The sequence below is a fragment of the Kitasatospora sp. NE20-6 genome (assembly GCF_045862635.1).
On sequence record NZ_BPRL01000009.1, the window covers coordinates 127,941 to 144,796 of the forward strand.

Here is a 16,856-nt window from a genome sequence, read left to right on the forward strand (position 1 = left end):
TCCTGGGTCACTCGTGGCGAAGGGCTTCGATCGGGCGCAGCGACGCGGCCCGGCCGGCGGGGTAGCTGCCGAAGAACAGTCCGATGGCCACGGCGATGCCGAACGCGCCGAGGACGGACTCCGGGATGATCACCGGCTTGATGCCGACGATCGAGAAGTGCGAGCCGATCGTTCCGGCGGCGACGCCGAGGCCGGCGCCGATCACCGAGAGCAGGGTGGACTCGGTGAGGAACTGCCCGAGGATGACGCCGCGGGGGGCGCCGAGCGCCTTGCGGATGCCGATCTCCCGGGTCCGTTCGGCGACGGTGACGAGCATGATGTTGGTGATGCCGATGCCGCCGACCAGCAGCGAGATCGCGGCCACCGCGCCGAGCAGCACGGTGAACGTCTTGGTGGTGGACTCGCGGGCGGTGAGCAGCGACGCCTGGTTGCTGATCCGGAAGTCGGCCTTGGTGGCGTCGGTGATGGCGTGCGTGCCCATCAGGATCCGGGTGATGTCGCTCTGCGCCTCGGTGGTGGCCTCGGCCGACGCGGCCTGCACCAGGATCTGGCTGACCGAGCCGAAGCCGGTGAAGGCGTTCTGCACGGTCGGCAGCGGGGCGATCACGACGTCGTCCGGGTCGTTGAATCCGGTGGAGCCCTTGGTGGCGAGCACGCCGACCACGGTGAAGGGGGTGCCGCCGATGACGATCCGCTTGCCGACCGGCTCCTCGGTGTCGAAGAGCTGCTTGGCGGTGGTGGAGCCGATCACGGCCACCTTGCGGGAGTTGAGCACGTCGTCGTTGGAGAAGTAGTCGCCGTCCGTCACCTTCTGGTTGGCGGTCTCGAAGTACGCCGGGTAGGTGCCGACGATCGAGCCCGGCTGGTACGAGATGTCGCCGTACAGCGCGGTGCCGCTGGTGGTGACCACCGGGGCGACGGACTTGATCGCGGTGGTGTCGGCGTCCGTGGCGAGGGCCTTGGCGTCGGCGACGGTCAGGGCCTTGGCACTGCCGGAGGAGCCGCGCAGGCTGCTGGAGGAGACCGTCAGCGAGTTGGTGCCGAGGGAGGTGATGGAGTCCTTCACCGCCTCGGACGAGCCGTTGCCGACCGCCAGCAGCAGGATCACCGAGGCGACGCCGATGAGGACGCCGAGCATCGTGAGCGCGGACCGCACCTTGTTGGCGGCCAGGCCGCCGACCGCGAAGCGGATCATCTGCCAGAAGATCATGCGTGCACCCCCGCGGCGACGGCGGGCGGCGGGCCGCCCACCGGGGCCTGGCGGACGTCGTGCACGATCTCGCCGTCGACGAGCCGCACGACGCGCTTGGCGTGCCGGGCGACCTCGTCCTCGTGGGTGATCACGACGACGGTGCGGCCGGATGCGTTGAGGCCGTCGATGATGGCCAGCACCTCCTCGGTGGAGCGGGAGTCGAGGTTGCCGGTCGGCTCGTCGGCGAGGAGCATCGCGGGCGAGGTGACCAGGGCGCGGGCCACCGCGACACGCTGCTGCTGGCCGCCGGAGAGCTGGTTGGGCTTGTGCCCGGCCCGGTCGGCGAGGCCGACCAGGGCCAGGGCGGCGAGCGCGCGCTTGCGGCGCTCGGCGGCCCGGACGCCGGCGTAGGCGAGCGGCAGCTCGACCTGGGCGAGCGCGGTGGTGCGCGGCACGAGGTTGAACGACTGGAAGACGAAGCCGATCTTTCGGTTGCGCACCAGCGACAGCTGCCCCTCGTCGAGGTGGCCGACGTCGATGCCGTCGAGCAGGTAGCGGCCGGAGGTCGGCACGTCGAGGCAGCCGAGGATGTTCATGAGCGTGGACTTGCCGGAGCCCGAACTGCCCATCACCGCGACGTAGTCGCCCTCGTCGATGTCGATGCTGACGCCGAGCGGCGTGCCGGTGCCCGGCGCGGACGGACCGCGCAGGGCGTGCACGGTGGCGTCGCCGTGGCCGTAGGACTTGGTGACCCGGCGGATCTGGATCACCGGGGGCTTCGTGGCGGTCATCAGCGCGTGCCGCCCCCGGTGCGGGCGCCGCCGCCGGTGCCGCCGACGGCCGCACCGCCGAGCCCTCCGGCCGCACCGCCCGCACCGCCCGCGCCGCCGGCGCCGGGGAAGTTGCCGCTCGGGAAGCCGTTGCCGGTGGTGGCGGTGGTGGTGGCCAGCTGCACCTTGTCGCCCTCGGCGAGGCCGTCGACGACCTGCACGGTGGTGTCGCCCTCGATGCCGACGGTCACGGAGATCCGCTCGCTGGTGCCGTCGTCGTGGACGACGGTGGCGGTGCGGCTGGTGCCGGTGCCCGCCAGGGCGGCGGTCGGCACGGAGAGCGCGTTGTCGGCCTCGCCGACCGTCACGGAGATGGTGGCGCTCAGGCCGGTGCGCAGCTTGCTGGTGTCGCTGCTGATCTGCAGCACCGCGCCGTACTGGACGGCGGTGCTGTTGCCGCTCGACGAGCTGGGCAGCGAGCTGACCGACAGCACGGTGGCGTTGAGCTTGGTGTCGGACTGCGCGTTGAGCGTGACGGTCGCCGACTGGCCCTTCTTGAGCTTGAGCGAGTCGAGTTCGGAGAAGTTGGCGGTGACCTGCATGCCGGACGGGTTGGTGAGCACGACGAAGCCGCTGGGCGCGGAGGAGGACGTGCTGCTGCCGGTGGTGCCGGTGCTGCTCGTCTTGCTGCCGCTGCTGCTGGAGCTGCCGGTGGTACCGGTGCCGCTGACCGTGTCGCCGGTCTTGCCGCCGACCGAGGCGACGGTGCCGTCGGCCGTGGCGGTCAGGGTGGTGCCCGCCAGGGCGGCCTCGGCGTTGGTGAGCGTGGTCTCGGCGGTGTCGACCTGCTGCTGGGCCTGGGCGACCTGCGCGGCGTCGACCTTGGTGGTCGTGGTCGTGGTGGTGGCAGGCGTGCTGCTGCCGGTCCGGCTGCCGGACGACGAGCCTCCGGACGACGAGCCGGACGACGCGGTGGTGGTCACCGTCTCGCCGGCCTTCGCCTTGGTGAGGTTGGCCTTGGCCGTGGTCAGGGCGGCCTCGGCGGCGTCGACGTCCTGCTGGGCGGCGGTGGTGTCGACGGTGGCGAGCACCTGGCCCTTCTTGACCGTGTCACCGACCTCGACCTTGACCGAGGTCACCTTGCCGCCGGTCACGAAGTCCTGACCGGAGTCGGAGGGGGAAGCCAGGGTGCCCGAACCGGACACCGTGGCCAGGACCGTGCCTTTCGCCACGGTCGCGGTCCGGGTACGAGTCGCGCTCGCGGCGGAGCTCGTCCCGGAATCCAGGGTGGTGTACGCCAGGGCGGCCCCGCCCAACAGGGCCACGCCGAGCGCAAAGTTGACGAGTACGGCACCACGCCGTCGCGGGAGCACCTTCATGGCGGACAGCTTCGCCCGGTGCTCTTGCACCTTCCTGGCCCCCGGCTGGGAGCCGGCTGAACCCAGCAATACGGACAATCCGTCCGTTCCGGGACAGGAGGGGGACGCCCGATACCTCGTTCTGATGAACCGTTGATCGACCTCCCAGGGAGTTCCCAGGATTTACGGCCGCTTTCTGAATCTCGGGCCCGGCGGGCGGCCGGTGGAACGCCGCAGGGGCCCGCCGCCGTCGCCGGCCGGGGCCCCTGCTCGGGTCCGGGAGTGCCGCAGGGGTGGCCCTACAGCTCCTTGCGGAAGGCCTCGGCGGTCACCAGGAAGAGGTCGTTGCCCTCGGCCTCGCCGATCGACACGCGCACGCCCTCACCGGGGAACGGCCGGACGACGACACCGGCGGCCGCGCACGCGGCGGCGAAGTCGAGGGTGCGCGCGCCGAGCCGCAGCCAGACGAAGTTGGCCTGCGAGTCGACGGCCGTCCAGCCCTGGGCGCGGAGCCCGGCCAGCACCCGGCTGCGCTCGGCGACCAGCGCCTCGACACGCTCCAGCAGCGCCTCCTCGGCGCGCAGCGAGGCGACCGCGGCGTCCTGGGCGAGCTGGCTGACGCCGAACGGCACGGCGGTCTTGCGCAGCGCGGACGCGACCGGCTCGTGCGCCACGGCGAAGCCGACCCGCAGGCCGGCCAGGCCGTACGCCTTGGAGAAGGTGCGGAGCACGCAGACGTTCGGGCGGTCGCGGTAGAGGTCGATGCCGTTCGGCACCTCGGCGTCGCGGATGAACTCGATGTACGCCTCGTCGACCACGACGAGCACGTCGCCGGGCACCGCGTCGAGGAAGCGCTCCAGCTCGGCGCGGTGGATGACCGCGCCGGTGGGGTTGTTCGGGTTGCAGACGAAGATCAGGCGGGTGCGGTCGGTGATCGCGGCGAGCATCGCGTCGAGGTCGTGCTGCTCGTCGGCGGTGAGCGGGACGGGCACCGGGGTGGCACCGGCGACCTGCACGATGATCGGGTAGGCCTCGAAGGAGCGCCAGGCGAAGATCACCTCGTCGCCGGGGCCCGCCGCGGCGAGCACCAGGGACTGCGCGACGCCGACCGAACCGGTGCCGGTGGCGATGTGCTCGGCCGGTACGCCGAACCGGGTGGCGAGCTCCTCGGTGAGGCCGGTGACGGCCATGTCCGGGTACCGGTTGAACGAGCCCGCGGCGGCGGTGGCCGCCTCCAGCACGCCGGGCAGCGGCGGGTACGGGTTCTCGTTGGACGACAGCTTGTAGGAGTCGGCACCGGCCGGCTTGCCCGGCTTGTAGGTGGGGATGCCGTCCAGGGACGGCCTCAGCCGGGGGCCCTGCGCTGCGGTACCGCTCACGGTCGTTCTCCTTCTGTGCTGGCCCCGGGGGTCTGCCCGGGTGGCGCGCCATGGGGCCCGGGGGTCGTGCGCCACCCGCACGCCACCCCGGTCGGGTGCCCCGAACGATACCGACCGGGCTCACCCATGCGGGTGAGTTGCTCGTTCGGATGACAGATGCAGATCAGCCATTCTGCCGCGTTCCTACGGCACATGTCAGAGGTAACAGGCCCGAATCTGCGGCGACATCGAAGGAAGCGATCCCTGCAAGCTCTTGAAAAAACGTATCTTCACGGCGATGGCCTGCGCCGGTCACAGCCCCGGGCGGCGCGCCATACGATCGGTCCGCCATGACAGCAGCAGCCAACCAGAGCGGTCGGCGACCCACCTCTCGGCGTCTGGAGCGGGCCGGCATCCGGGACGTGGCGGCAGCCGCCGGAGTGTCGATCACCACGGTCTCCGACGCCCTGAACGGAAAGGGCCGTCTTCCCGACGACACCAGAAGCCGGGTGCGCGAGGTCGCCGAGCGCCTGGGCTACCGACCCTCAGCCGCGGCCCGCACCCTGCGCACCGGCCGTTCGGGCCTCATCGGCCTGACGGTCACCACCTACGGCGAGGAGCCCTTCACCTTCACCGAGTTCGCCTACTTCGCCGAGATGGCGCGGGCCGCCACCAGCGCGGCGCTCAGCCGCGGCTTCGCGCTCGTCGTCCTGCCCGCCTCCTCCCGGCACGACGTCTGGGGCAACATCGCCCTCGACGGCACCGTCGTCATCGACCCACCCGACCAGGACCCCCTCGTCACCGAGCTCTACCGGTCCGGCGTGCCGGTCGTCAGCGACGGCAAGCCCGGCAACTGCCCCGTCACCGCCTGGGTCGACAACGACCACGAGGCGGCCGTCCTCGACATCCTCGACCACCTCTCCGAGGCCGGCGCCCGCCGCATCGGCCTGCTCACCGGCACCAGCACCGACACCTACACCCGGCTCTCCACCGACGCCTACCTCGGCTGGTGCGCCCGCGTCGGCCAGGACCCGGTGTACGAGACCTACCCCGCCCACGACCCCGCCGCCGGCGCCGTCGCCGCCGACCGGCTCCTCGCCCGCCCCGACCGCCCCGACGCGGTCTACGGACTCTTCGACCCCAACGGCACCGACCTGCTCGCCGCCGCCCGGCGCTACGGCCTGCGCGTCCCCGACGACCTGCTGCTCGTCTGCTGCAGCGAGAGCGACGTGTACGCCGGCACCGAACCCCCGATCACCACCCTCTCCCTCAAGCCCCGCAAGATCGGCACCACCGTGGTCAACCTCCTGATCGACGCCATCGAGGGAGTCGACCCCCGCGGCGGCACCGACACCAACCGGCTCTTCCCGCCCCGCTTCCGCACCGCCGGCACCGGCCCGCCGCCCGGCACCCTCATGCCCACCGAACTGTTCGTCCGGGCGTCCTCGCAACGCCGCAGCCCCCGCACCACGGTCAGCCCGCCCCGGACCCCCGGCGACGAGTAGCGGGCGCACCCCGCACGGTCACGAGGTCCGGACCACCACAGACCGGGTCGGACCGGGCCCTCCGGCCCGGCCCGGTGACGCCCCGAAGGATTGGATGCCCACCAGGTGAGGACGCCGGGAGAGCGGGCTTCCTATGATGGTCGAATGACACCCGAGGACCGCTTCCCCGGGCCTGAACAGCCCCACTCAGGCCCCCGCCACCACCAGGACCTCGACGTGCTCCCGTACGGCTCCTACTACGAACCCGCGGAGCCCGCCGCCGGCTACGGCTACGACGAGACATACAGCGGCTACGGCGGCGCCCACTACCTCGAACAGCACTGGCACGCCGACGATCCGCAGGGCCACCCCGGCAGCGAGCCGACCGTGCAGCTCGGCACCCTCCGGCAGGACGCCCAGGACCTTCCCGCCGGGGCCGACGCCCCCGCGCCCGCCGTCCAGCGCGAGGACCCGCCCACCATCGAGCTCGGCCTCCCGCTGACCGAGACGGTCAACTTCCCGTACCCCCAGCCCGAACCCGGCGAGGCCCCCGGGCCCCTCTACGTCATCGGCGACGTCCACGGCTACCTCGACGAACTGCACGCCGCCCTCCGGCAGGCGTCCCTCATCGACGCCGACGGCCACTGGGCGGCCGGCCGCTCCCGGGTCTGGTTCCTCGGCGACTTCACCGACCGCGGCCCCGACGGCATCGGCGTCATCGACCTCGTCATGCAGCTCGCCGCCGAGGCCGCCGCCGCCGGCGGCTACTGCCGCGCCCTGATGGGCAACCACGAGCTCCTCTTCCTCGGCGCCGCCCGCTACGGCGACGAGCCCGTGCAGTCCACCGCCGGCACCGCCTCCTTCCTCGCCGCCTGGCGGCTCAACGGCGGCCAGCAGCACGACCTGGACCGCCTGGAGTCGCACCACATCAGCTGGCTCTCCCGCCTGCCCGCCATGGCGCTGGAGGACGGCCACCTGCTGCTGCACTCCGACACGACCGCCTACCTCGAGTACGGCACCTCCATCGCCGACGTCAACGACGCCGTGCACCAGCTCCTCGCCGACGAGGGCGCCGACGAGTGGTGGGACTGCTTCCGCCGCTTCACCAAGCGCTTCGCCTTCCGCGGCGACACCGGCCCGGCCACCGTCCACGAGCTGCTCGCCGCCTTCGGCGGCTACCGCGTCGTCCACGGCCACAGCCCCATCCCGTACCTCACCGGCGCCGTGCACGCCGACGACGGCGCGCCCCCGCTCGTCCCCGGCCCGTACATCTACGCCGACGAGCTGGCCATCGCCATGGACGGCGGCGTCACCATGGAGGGCCGCCTCCTGATCGCCAGGCTGCCGCTCAACTGAGCCGCCCCGGGACGGCGTGCCGCCGGCTGCCCGCGCAGCCCGCCGCGCGGCACGCCGGACGGCACGCCCCCTCTGACCCAGCGTCCACCGGACCTGACAGAGCGTCGATGAACCGGCTGAACTGCCGCTGACCGCACACTGACCCGACCCTGACGGTACGGAAAATCCGGAAAGCGACTGTCTGCACATCGGTCCCCGCCCCTACCATCAAGGCACCGCGCGACCGCCCGCCCGCCACCGGGCCGCCGCGCCCACACAAGTCCACCTCCGTGAAAAGCGGAACGGGGTCCCCATGACCGATGCCCCGCACCTGCTCGCCGAGGACCGCCCGGACTACGAGCGCATCCTCGACGAAGCACTGCGCGACACCACCATCCTCGACGCACTGCGCACACCCGAACACCACCTCAACGCCGAACAGCTGCGCACCAAGGCGATGCTCGCCGCGGACACCGTGGCCGCCGCGGCCGGCCCCGAGTACCGGCACTACCTCGGCCTCCGCGACGACCTGGCCCGCTCCGGCCGCCCCGACCGCGCCGCCGGCGGCCTCGGCAGCGAGCTCTCCGGACGGCTCCGCGCCGACGAGGGCGCCGGACTCTTCCCGGTGCTGACCGTGCTCGCCCCGATCCTGTCGTGGGCCGCCGCAGCCCTGCTGCTGCTCATCGGCTACCTGCTGCGGGCCGCCCGGCCCGCCCTCCCCCTCGGCCGCAGCGTCGTCACCGCGGGCTGGGCCGCCATCGCCATCGGCATCGCCGCCATGGCGGTGGGCATCGTCGGCCTGCTCCTCACCGCCCTGCGGGACAGCTCCGCAGGCCCGGCCGGACAGGACCCGCAGCTCGCCGCCGACGTCGCCGAGGCCCGCCGCGCCTGGCACACCGCCCTGCTCGACCGCGCCCTGCTGCCCTACCTGCACGCCAACCTCGGCTCCGACCCGGCGCTCTCCACCCACCCCGCCGGACGGCCCGTGCCTCCCGAGATGCTCAGCCCCGGCTACAGCCGGCCCGGCTACAGCAGCGCGAGCTTCACCAGCCCGGGCGTCGAGGGCCTCACCGACCCCGAGGGCCGGGAACCCCGCACCGCCGAGTTCACCGGCCCCGGCTACACGGCGCCCGGCTTCACCGGACCGGACGAGGTCTGAGACCCGGACCGGCCACGGCCCGGCCACGGCCCGGGCGGGACGGGAGAGGACCCGGGCGGGAGAGGACCCGGACGGCGCCGGCCGGACGGTCCGTCAGCCGCGCACCGGCCCGTTCACCCCGACGGGCGGACATCCTGACCCGAGCGGCCCATCATCCCGGGAAGGGCCGCGGATCGGCCCGCCCACCGGCCCATCATCCCGGGCATGGAGACCCCGCAGCGGACCGTCCGGACCACCCGGACCACCCCCGCCTCCCGGGCCGCGACGGTACTCGCCGCCACCCTGGTGATCACCGCGTTCGTCCTGCCCGTCGACAGCGTCCGCACCGCGACCGCCGGGCCGGACGCACCGCCCTGCCCCGCACCCGCCGTCGCCGGGCACCGCGGCGCACCGCGCACCGCCCCCGAGAACACCATGGCCGCCTTCCGCGCCGCCCTCGACGGCGGAGCGGACTGGCTGGAGACCGACGTCCGCACCACCCGCGACGGCGTCCCCGTCCTGATGCACGACGACACCGTCGACCGCGTCACCGACGGCCACGGCAGCGTCGCCGACCTGACGTACGAACAGATCGCCTCGCTGCGGGTCACCGCCGGCCCCGGCCCCGCGCAGCCCGTACCCACCCTGCAGGAGCTGCTCGACACCCTGGCCGGCACCGGCACCCGCCTGCTCATGGAGATCAAGGAGCAGCGCGACCCCGGGGACGCCGCCCGGATCGCCCGCACCGCCGCCGCGAGCGGCGCCGACGCCGTGCTCTACTCCTTCTTCCCCGACCACCTCCGCGAGGCCCACCGCGCCGCGCCCGGGCTGCCCGTCGTCCTGCTGCAGGGCCGCTTCCTCGCCCGGGAGCCGGACGGCCTGCGGCTCGACGGCATCGCCCTCGACGAACCCCTCGCCACCGCCGACCGGATCGCCGCCGAGCACGCCGCCGGGCGCCGGGTCTACGTCTGGACGCTCGACGACGACACCGCCTGGCGCACCATGGCCGACCGCCACGCCGACGCCCTCGTCACCGACACCCCCGCCGACGCCCGCCGGTGGGCCGACCGGCAGTGCGGCAGGACACCGTGACAGGACGCCGGGCGATCACACCCGGTGGCACCGCCCGGCGTCAGTGCAGGATGCCCGCCGCCCGGGCCGCCTTCAGCCACTGCGGGAACTCGGTGAGCAGCCGGTCGTACAGCTCCGGGTCCGAGAGCACCTCGATGTCGTCCACCGCGAAGAAGCCCACGTTGTCGACCCGGCGCCCCGGCAGCGTGTCGAACCGCTCCAGCACGCCGTAGTCGGACTGTCCCAGCCCGACGAACTGCCAGAACACCGGCTCCTCGACGGCCTCCCGCAGCTCCCGCTCGATCTCCGCGTTGCGGTACACCCCGCCGTCGGAGAAGAAGAGCACCAGCGTCGGCACGGGCGCCGGGTACGCCCGCACGTACGCGCGGACCTCCGCGATGACCCGCTGCTCCTCGTTCTGGATGCCGACCATCCGCATGTCCACCTGGCCCGGCGGCAGTCCCTTGCGGGGCTTCTTCGGCCGGCCGAACAGCGAGATCTCCCCCACCCGGACGTGCACCTGCAGCCACTCCAGCAGGCCGCCGAGCACGAGGTCCGGCAGCCGGGCCGGGTACGAGGCGAACGTCCAGGCGGGCATCGGCCGGTCCTCGCCGAGCTGCGCGGCCACCGCGGCCATCCGCTCCACCACGCCCGATACGGTGCCCTTGCGGTACAGGCCCGCCATGGAGCCCGACGCGTCCAGCACCAGCACCACCCGGGCCGCGACGCCCGCCGCGCCGTGCTTCGCCAGGCTCACCGCCACCTGCTGCTTGCGCAGCGACAGCCGCTTGCCCATGTCGACCGGCAGCGACGGCACCGGAACCCCGGCCGGCGGCGTGCCGTGGGGCATCCCGGGGTGCCCCACGGGCGGAACCCCCGACGGGGCCACCGGAGGCACGTACGACGACGGGGCCGCCGCGTCGGCACCGCTGGGAAGGCCGGACGGCGGCATCCGCAGGTGCACGGTCGACGGCGGGGGCGGCGTGGCCGGCGGGGGCGGCGGTGTCGCGGACGCGGGACCGGACGGCGCAGGCTGCGCGGGGGGCATCCGCAGGTGCACGGTCGACGGCGGGGGCTCGGTGGCCGCGGGGAGCGCGGGAGGGAGCACCCAGTCGGGCTCGGCGTCGGCAGCAGCAGCGGCCGGCGCGGCATCGGCGGGGGCAGGGGCGGCGGGGGCGGGGGCGGGGGCAGCTGCGGCAGGCGCAGGCGTGGCGGGGGCGGCCCCGGCCGGTTCGACGGCACCGAAGTCCGCGGCCAGACCGGCCCAGCCCGTCGCATAGCCCTGGCCCACCGCGCGGAAGCGCCACTGACCGGCCCTGCGGTAGAGCTCGCCGCCGACGAGGGCCGTCTCCGTGGTCGCGGCGATGGCGAACTCGGCGACGGGCGTGCCGTCCCGGGCATCGGTCAGCAGGAGTTCCAGACCGCCGAGGCCGCCGAACGTCCCGCCCTCGGCCGTGGCGCAGAGGAGCACCCGGTCGGTCTCCGGCGAGAGCGCGGCGAGCCGCACCTCGACGGGCCCGTCGGGCCGGGTCTCCACCGGCTCCGCGGTGTGCTGCGGCTGCGGGCCGCCGACGACACCGTCGGCCCGTACCCGGCCGTCCGGGCCGACCAGCAGGGCCCACACGTGCACCCGGGGCGCACCCGGGCCACCGGACCAGCCGAACACCGCCCGCACGGAGTCGGCGGCGACCGGCAGATTGGCACCCTTGGCCAGAGATTTCGACGTCACGCGGACAGTCTGCCAAGTGCCGCGGCCGGACGGCAGTCCCGCCCGGCCCCCGGGGAGCGCCGGCAGGTCGGTGCGGGGCCGGTGCGGGGCCGTGTCAGACGAGGTCGGGCAGGGCCAGCCACTCCTTCCAGGAGAGGTCGTGGCCGATGTGGCAGGGGTGCTCGAAGGGCCAGTCCTCGGCGATCCACCGCGGCACGAGCGCGTCGAGTGCTGCCTCCAGCGGGGTGCCGACCCGCTCGTCCACCACCCACCAGGAGATCTCGGCGTCGAAGCCGGCCTTGCGCGGCGGGTCGATGTACACGCAGCCCAGCAGGGCCGTCCCGGCGTCGTCGAGGAGCGCGTAGTTGAACGACTCGTGCGCCACCATCTCCTCGGCGTGCCGCACCAGGTCGGCCCGGTCGGCCTCGACCGTCATCGTCGCCGACGGCCAGCCCCAGGCCTCGCCGTAGATCGACCAGAGGCGCTCGCGCGAGCCCATCACGGCCGGGTGGTCGAGCTCGGTGTCGTCCCCCGTGATGGGCCGCAGGTGATAGCCGTCGGGCAGCACGACACGGAGAGGGTGCACGAAGTCGTCCGGAAGCCAGGTCATGCGCCGGAGGTTAACCCACACCCACCGCTCCCGCACCGGGATGTGCCCGCGCCCGACCGGGCCCGCGCCGGGCCCGGCCGGCCTCCCCGGGCCGGACCGCCGGGCCCGCGTCCCGTGGAGCCGGCGGCCCGGCGGACAGGTGGTCAGGCGGTCAGGCGCGGGCGCGCGTGTTCGTCCCGTTCAGGCAGAGCGCGATGTTGCGTACCGCGGCAGTGAGTTCCTCGATCACCCGGGCGGCCTGCTCCGCGTCGTGGAAGGCCGGGCGGTCGGCCATGGCGAGGTCGAGGGCTCCCGTGAGACGGAGCACCGCGTCGATGTCCTCCGCGGGGGCCGAGGGGACGAAGGACTGCACGGGAGCCACGGAAGGCTGCTGATGAACGATCTGAGCCGGCTGGGCGGCCTGGGCCTGGTGCGCGGCCGGTTGCTGGTGGGCGGCCTGCACCTGGTGGGTGGCCGACTGCTGATGAGTGACTGACTGCTGGTGGGTGGAAGGCTGCTGGTGGGCGGCCTGGGCCTGATGACCGACTGACTGCTGGTGGGCGGAAGGCTGCTGGTGGGCGGCCTGCACCTGGTGGGCGACCTGGGCGGCCGGCTGCTGGTGGGCGGAGGACTGCTGGAACTCCGGCGGCACGGAAGTGGTGACCGGCGGAAGATTCCCATGGGGTGCCGGGAACATCGCGTGCGTCGCGGGGGAGAAACCGTTCGGCACCGAAAGATCCTGGGTCGGCTGCGCGTGATCCGATGCGAGTCTCGTCCGCGGCAGCGTGAAGTTCTCCCCGTCCGGGAAAAACAGGTCGGGGGACGACTGGGGATTGCGCGCGGTGTACTCGGACCGCCACTGCATGCGGTAGCAGTCGACCTGGTCGGCGCAGGCGGTCCGGGCGTGGAAGACGGCACTTCCGTAGCCCAGGTCGGGATACCAGAGGTTCGGTCCGGGAAAGCGCACCGTGCGCACCCGGGGCCTGATCAGTTCCGCACAGCCCATGCAGCAGCCGGGCGGGACGATGAGGCCGATGCCCCCGTTGTGCTCGGCTTTCCGGGGGCCGCCGTTCCAGCGGTACTCCCCGTTGTGGCAGGGCGGCAGCTCGCCGCAGGTACGGCAGACGGCGTAGTGCTCCGGGAGGACCTGCCAGTCGTGGCTGGCCGGTGCGCACCAGTGTTTCGGTGCGGAACGGGGAAAGTTCTCGTTACGCAGGACAAGGATCATGGGCCGTTTGTAGAAGTCGGCCCGGTCGGGCTGCAGCAACCCCGACGCCCCGCCCGAACTGTAGAGATTCTCGGAGTGCCTCCACAGCTCGACGTGTTCGTTCCAGGCTTTCCGGTAGGCCTCGGGCCACTCGCGGTCGGGGTGCTCGTGGATCTCCAGAATCTGCCACGGCTGCCGGTCCAGGACGACGGTCCGACCGGCTTCCAGGTGAATATGGGTTCCGTCGTTGTTGCGCTCGGGCCAATCGATACGGCCGATGCGGACAGGCTGATCGGGGAGCCATTCACGAGCATGCATGACTCACGCTCCTCGACATCGTGACAACCGCGGTCATCACTTGGATAGTTCCTGACATTCTGAAGCATTTCGGGCGGCCGACTACTCTGACACGCGCGCGAACCGGCCGTGGACGCCATACAGCCCAATGCTCATCGGACTTCCGCCACCGGAGGGCCATCCCCGGACACACCAGGGCACGGTGACAGCACAGTTCGGAACCCGCGGATCGGATGATCCGTCAAGTACTCGTGCAGGTAACCCGATGAGCACCTCGTGCCGGGGAGGCTTCGGGCCGAACCGCCGCCCACCCGGAGCGTCGGCGGCCATCCGGAACGGGCATCACCTCGCACGGCTCCGTCCGGGCCCCATCACCGGACACCGGCTCCGAACACCCGGCTCCGGACGCCGGCCGACGGAATGAACTGCCCGCTCCGGCCCGGTCCGAGAGCCGGACCTGGCCTGCATGCCGGCCCGGGCGTCCTCGTCGAAGCCCGGAGCGACGGCGGTGGAACCGTCGCCGTGCCCGGCGCGGACCTTCCGGGAAATTTTCGTCGGGCGGAGATTCGGCCCGGAGCCGCCAGGTCCGTACCCGCGCCCGGGCAGGTGCCGACCGGAACGGTGCGACGGGCCGGACGGCATCAGCCCTCAGTACGGAAGCAGAACCGCGGTGTCGAGCGTGAAGCCGAAGGGCTCGGGGATGTGCACGGTCTCCCCGAAGGCGGCGTCCTCCCGCATCCGGTAGCGACCGCCCTCGGGCTCCCGGAAGAGAGTGACGGTCTTCTGCGAGGCATCCACCAGGAGGTAGAGCGGGATCTGCATCACCGGGTAGTCACGGAGCTTGCCCACCCAGTCGTTCTCCGGATTCGACGGCGAGACGATCTCGACGGCGATGAGGGCCAGCTCGGCCGGAACCGAGTTCGCCGTACTGGCCATGGCGTCCTCCGGGAGATACGTCAGGTCAGGGTTCCGCACTTTCGCGACCTGGGGGGACGCGAGGTCCATGTTCCCCGTGGAGAGGTAGCCGGCCGGAGCGTGCGCCTCGAACTGCCGGCGGACGACGGAGAGGTTCCGCTCGTGGATGGCCGGGGGCGACACCTGCACGATGATGACGTCACCCGAGAATTCGATCTTGAAGTTGGACGGGGCGAACCTGCGGAATTCCCCGATCAGGGCGAGATGGTCGGGGTTCATCTGTCCTCCAGGAGTACGAACCCGCATCACGCTACCGGTTTGCTGCCGGAGCGCAGCAGTACTCGTGAAGCGCGGACGCGCATGCAGGAGCACCGCACCGGGAAGACCTTCCCGCCCCCGGTGCGGCGCCTCTGCGAGCCGTGTCGTCAGTCCGCGAGCGGCAGGTACACCCGGTTGCCCTGGGCCGCGAACTCCTCGGACTTGGCCTGCATGCCGGCCCGGGCGTCCTCGTCGAAGCCCGAAGCGACGGCGGTGGAGCCGTCGCCGTGCTCGGCGCGGATCTTCTGGGAGATCTTCATCGAGCAGAACTTCGGTCCGCACATCGAGCAGAAGTGCGCGGTCTTCGCAGGCTCGGCGGGGAGCGTCTCGTCGTGGAAGGCGCGGGCGGTCTCCGGGTCGAGGGCCAGGTTGAACTGGTCCTCCCAGCGGAACTCGAACCGGGCGTCGGAGAGGGCGTCGTCCCAGGCCTGGGCGCCGGGGTGGCCCTTCGCGAGGTCGGCGGCGTGCGCGGCGATCTTGTACGTGATGACGCCGGTCTTCACGTCGTCGCGGTCGGGCAGGCCCAGGTGCTCCTTCGGCGTGACGTAGCAGAGCATCGCCGTGCCCCACCAGGCGATCATGGCGGCGCCGATGCCCGAGGTGATGTGGTCGTAGCCGGGGGCGACGTCCGTGGTGAGCGGGCCGAGCGTGTAGAAGGGGGCCTCGTCGCAGATCTCCTTCTGCAGCTCCATGTTCTCCCTGATCTTGTGCATCGGGACGTGGCCCGGGCCCTCGATCATCACCTGGACGTCGCGCGCGCGGGCGATCCGGCCGAGCTCGCCGAGGGTCTGCAGTTCGGCGAACTGGGCCTCGTCGTTGGCGTCCGCGATGGAGCCGGGCCGCAGGCCGTCACCGAGCGAGAAGGTGACGTCGTACGCGGCGAGGATGTCGCAGAGCTCCTCGAAGTTCGTGTAGAGGAAGTTCTCCTCGTGGTGGGCGAGGCACCAGGCGGCCATGATCGAGCCGCCGCGGGAGACGATGCCGGTCTTCCGGCGGGCGGTCATCGGCACGTACCGCAGCAGCACGCCGGCGTGCACGGTCATGTAGTCGACGCCCTGCTCGCACTGCTCGACGACCGTGTCGCGGTAGACGGCCCAACTGAGGTCCTCGGCGCGGCCGTCGACCTTCTCCAGGGCCTGGTAGAGCGGCACGGTGCCGATCGGCACGGGGGAGTTCCGCAGGATCCACTCGCGGGTGGTGTGGATGTTGCGGCCGGTGGAGAGGTCCATGACGGTGTCGGCGCCCCAGCGGGTGGCCCACGTCATCTTCTCCACCTCCTCCTCGATGGAGGAGGTGACGGCGGAGTTGCCGATGTTGGCGTTGATCTTCACCAGGAAGTTGGTGCCGATGATCGCCGGCTCGACCTCCGGGTGGTTGACGTTCACCGGGATGACGGCCCGCCCGCGGGCGACCTCGTCGCGCACGAACTCCGCTTCCAGGCCCTCCCGCAGGGCCACGAACTCCATCTCCGGGGTGACGGTCCCCCGCTTCGCGTAGGCGAGCTGGGTGACGGCGGCGCCGTGACGGCCGCGCAGCGGACGGCGCGGACGGCCGGGGAAGACCGCGTCGAGGTTGCGCAGGCTGCCGCCGCGCGGCGCGGTGTGCCTGATGCCGTCGTCCTCGGGGCGCGCCTCGCGGCCGTCGTACTCCTCGACGTCGCCGCGCCGGCGGATCCACGGGTCGCGCAGGGCCGGCAGGCCGCGCCGCACGTCGGACGTGTGGGCGGGGTCGGTGTACGGGCCGGAGGTGTCGTACAGCGGCACGCTGCGGCCGTCGGTGAGGACGACCTCGCGGTACGGCACCTGCAGGTCGGGGCTGCTGCCCTGGAGGTAGGCCTTGCGCCAGGCCGGGGTCGGGTAGCCGGTGGACGTGCTGTCGGCCGTACGGCCGGAGGCAGACGTCGGCTGTGCTTCGAACGTGGTCATGAGACCTCTTACTCCCTACGCCGGCATTACCCGGTCAGGTTCCTGCGGTCGGCGCAGCGGTCGGTTCGCACACCTGCGAACCTTTCAGCGCCCTCTCAGCCCGGTGCTCCGAGCTCCCGTTGGTTGCGGACGGGCGTCCGCAACAAGACGTCAACACCGTAGCGGGCGGCCCCGGACCGGTCCAGACGGGT

Annotated in this window: 13 protein-coding genes and 1 riboswitch; of the genes, 4 read left to right on the forward strand and 9 right to left on the reverse strand. The window is 72.6% G+C overall.

All coding sequences use genetic code 11. The features are described 5' to 3' along the window. Window positions 1-7: 7 nt before the first annotated feature. From SNE206_RS10355 to hisC, 4 genes are all read right to left on the reverse strand, one after another. On the reverse strand, window positions 8-1,210 hold the full coding sequence (locus SNE206_RS10355; protein WP_407913068.1) for an ABC transporter permease: 1,203 nt from the start codon (window positions 1,208-1,210) through the stop codon (window positions 8-10). Further along, window positions 1,207-1,983, reverse strand: coding sequence for an ABC transporter ATP-binding protein (locus tag SNE206_RS10360; RefSeq protein ID WP_407913069.1), 777 nt, complete (start codon window positions 1,981-1,983; stop codon window positions 1,207-1,209). The genes SNE206_RS10355 and SNE206_RS10360 overlap by 4 nt, the downstream gene beginning before the upstream one ends. Continuing rightward, window positions 1,983-3,341, reverse strand: a complete 1,359-nt coding sequence (locus SNE206_RS10365; RefSeq protein ID WP_407913070.1) for an efflux RND transporter periplasmic adaptor subunit — start codon at window positions 3,339-3,341, stop codon at window positions 1,983-1,985. Before SNE206_RS10365 ends, SNE206_RS10360 begins: the two co-directional genes overlap by 1 nt. Before the next feature lie 278 nt (window positions 3,342-3,619). Next, the gene (hisC, locus tag SNE206_RS10370; RefSeq protein ID WP_407913071.1) at window positions 3,620-4,699 is read right to left on the reverse strand and encodes a histidinol-phosphate transaminase; all 1,080 of its coding nucleotides are present in this window, start codon (window positions 4,697-4,699) and stop codon (window positions 3,620-3,622) included. Between the two features lie 329 nt (window positions 4,700-5,028). On the opposite strand from hisC, the gene SNE206_RS10375 reads away from it, so the two are divergent. From SNE206_RS10375 to SNE206_RS10390, 4 genes are all read left to right on the forward strand, one after another. Further along, on the forward strand, window positions 5,029-6,183 hold the full coding sequence (locus tag SNE206_RS10375; RefSeq protein WP_407913072.1) for a LacI family DNA-binding transcriptional regulator: 1,155 nt from the start codon (window positions 5,029-5,031) through the stop codon (window positions 6,181-6,183). A gap of 144 nt (window positions 6,184-6,327) precedes the next feature. Next, on the forward strand, window positions 6,328-7,518 hold the full coding sequence (locus tag SNE206_RS10380) for a metallophosphoesterase (RefSeq protein WP_407913073.1): 1,191 nt from the start codon (window positions 6,328-6,330) through the stop codon (window positions 7,516-7,518). Between the two features lie 292 nt (window positions 7,519-7,810). Next, window positions 7,811-8,656 (forward strand): hypothetical protein, encoded by an 846-nt coding sequence (locus SNE206_RS10385; RefSeq protein ID WP_407913074.1) that lies wholly within the window; start codon window positions 7,811-7,813, stop codon window positions 8,654-8,656. A gap of 204 nt (window positions 8,657-8,860) precedes the next feature. Beyond that, window positions 8,861-9,727: a glycerophosphodiester phosphodiesterase gene (locus SNE206_RS10390; protein WP_407913075.1), complete on the forward strand. Its 867-nt coding sequence runs from the start codon at window positions 8,861-8,863 to the stop codon at window positions 9,725-9,727. A gap of 40 nt (window positions 9,728-9,767) precedes the next feature. Here the strand turns inward: SNE206_RS10390 and SNE206_RS10395 are convergent, their stop codons facing one another. The 5 genes from SNE206_RS10395 to thiC all read right to left on the reverse strand — a co-directional run bounded on the left by SNE206_RS10395 (window position 9,768) and on the right by thiC (window position 16,665). Beyond that, on the reverse strand, window positions 9,768-11,435 hold the full coding sequence (locus tag SNE206_RS10395; protein ID WP_407913076.1) for a VWA domain-containing protein: 1,668 nt from the start codon (window positions 11,433-11,435) through the stop codon (window positions 9,768-9,770). A 94-nt stretch (window positions 11,436-11,529) separates the two neighbouring features. Then, on the reverse strand, window positions 11,530-12,024 hold the full coding sequence (locus SNE206_RS10400) for an N-acetyltransferase (protein WP_407913077.1): 495 nt from the start codon (window positions 12,022-12,024) through the stop codon (window positions 11,530-11,532). Window positions 12,025-12,175: 151 nt separating this feature from the next. Then, complete coding sequence (locus tag SNE206_RS10405; RefSeq protein ID WP_407913078.1) at window positions 12,176-13,528, reverse strand: hypothetical protein; 1,353 nt, start codon at window positions 13,526-13,528, stop codon at window positions 12,176-12,178. A 627-nt stretch (window positions 13,529-14,155) separates the two neighbouring features. Next, window positions 14,156-14,701: a Uma2 family endonuclease gene (locus SNE206_RS10410; protein WP_407913079.1), complete on the reverse strand. Its 546-nt coding sequence runs from the start codon at window positions 14,699-14,701 to the stop codon at window positions 14,156-14,158. A 146-nt stretch (window positions 14,702-14,847) separates the two neighbouring features. Next, entirely contained in the window at window positions 14,848-16,665 is a 1,818-nt protein-coding gene (gene thiC, locus SNE206_RS10415) for a phosphomethylpyrimidine synthase ThiC (RefSeq protein WP_407913080.1), read from the reverse strand. Further along, window positions 16,661-16,793: riboswitch (TPP riboswitch) on the reverse strand. It overlaps the preceding gene by 5 nt. Window positions 16,794-16,856 lie beyond the last annotated feature (63 nt).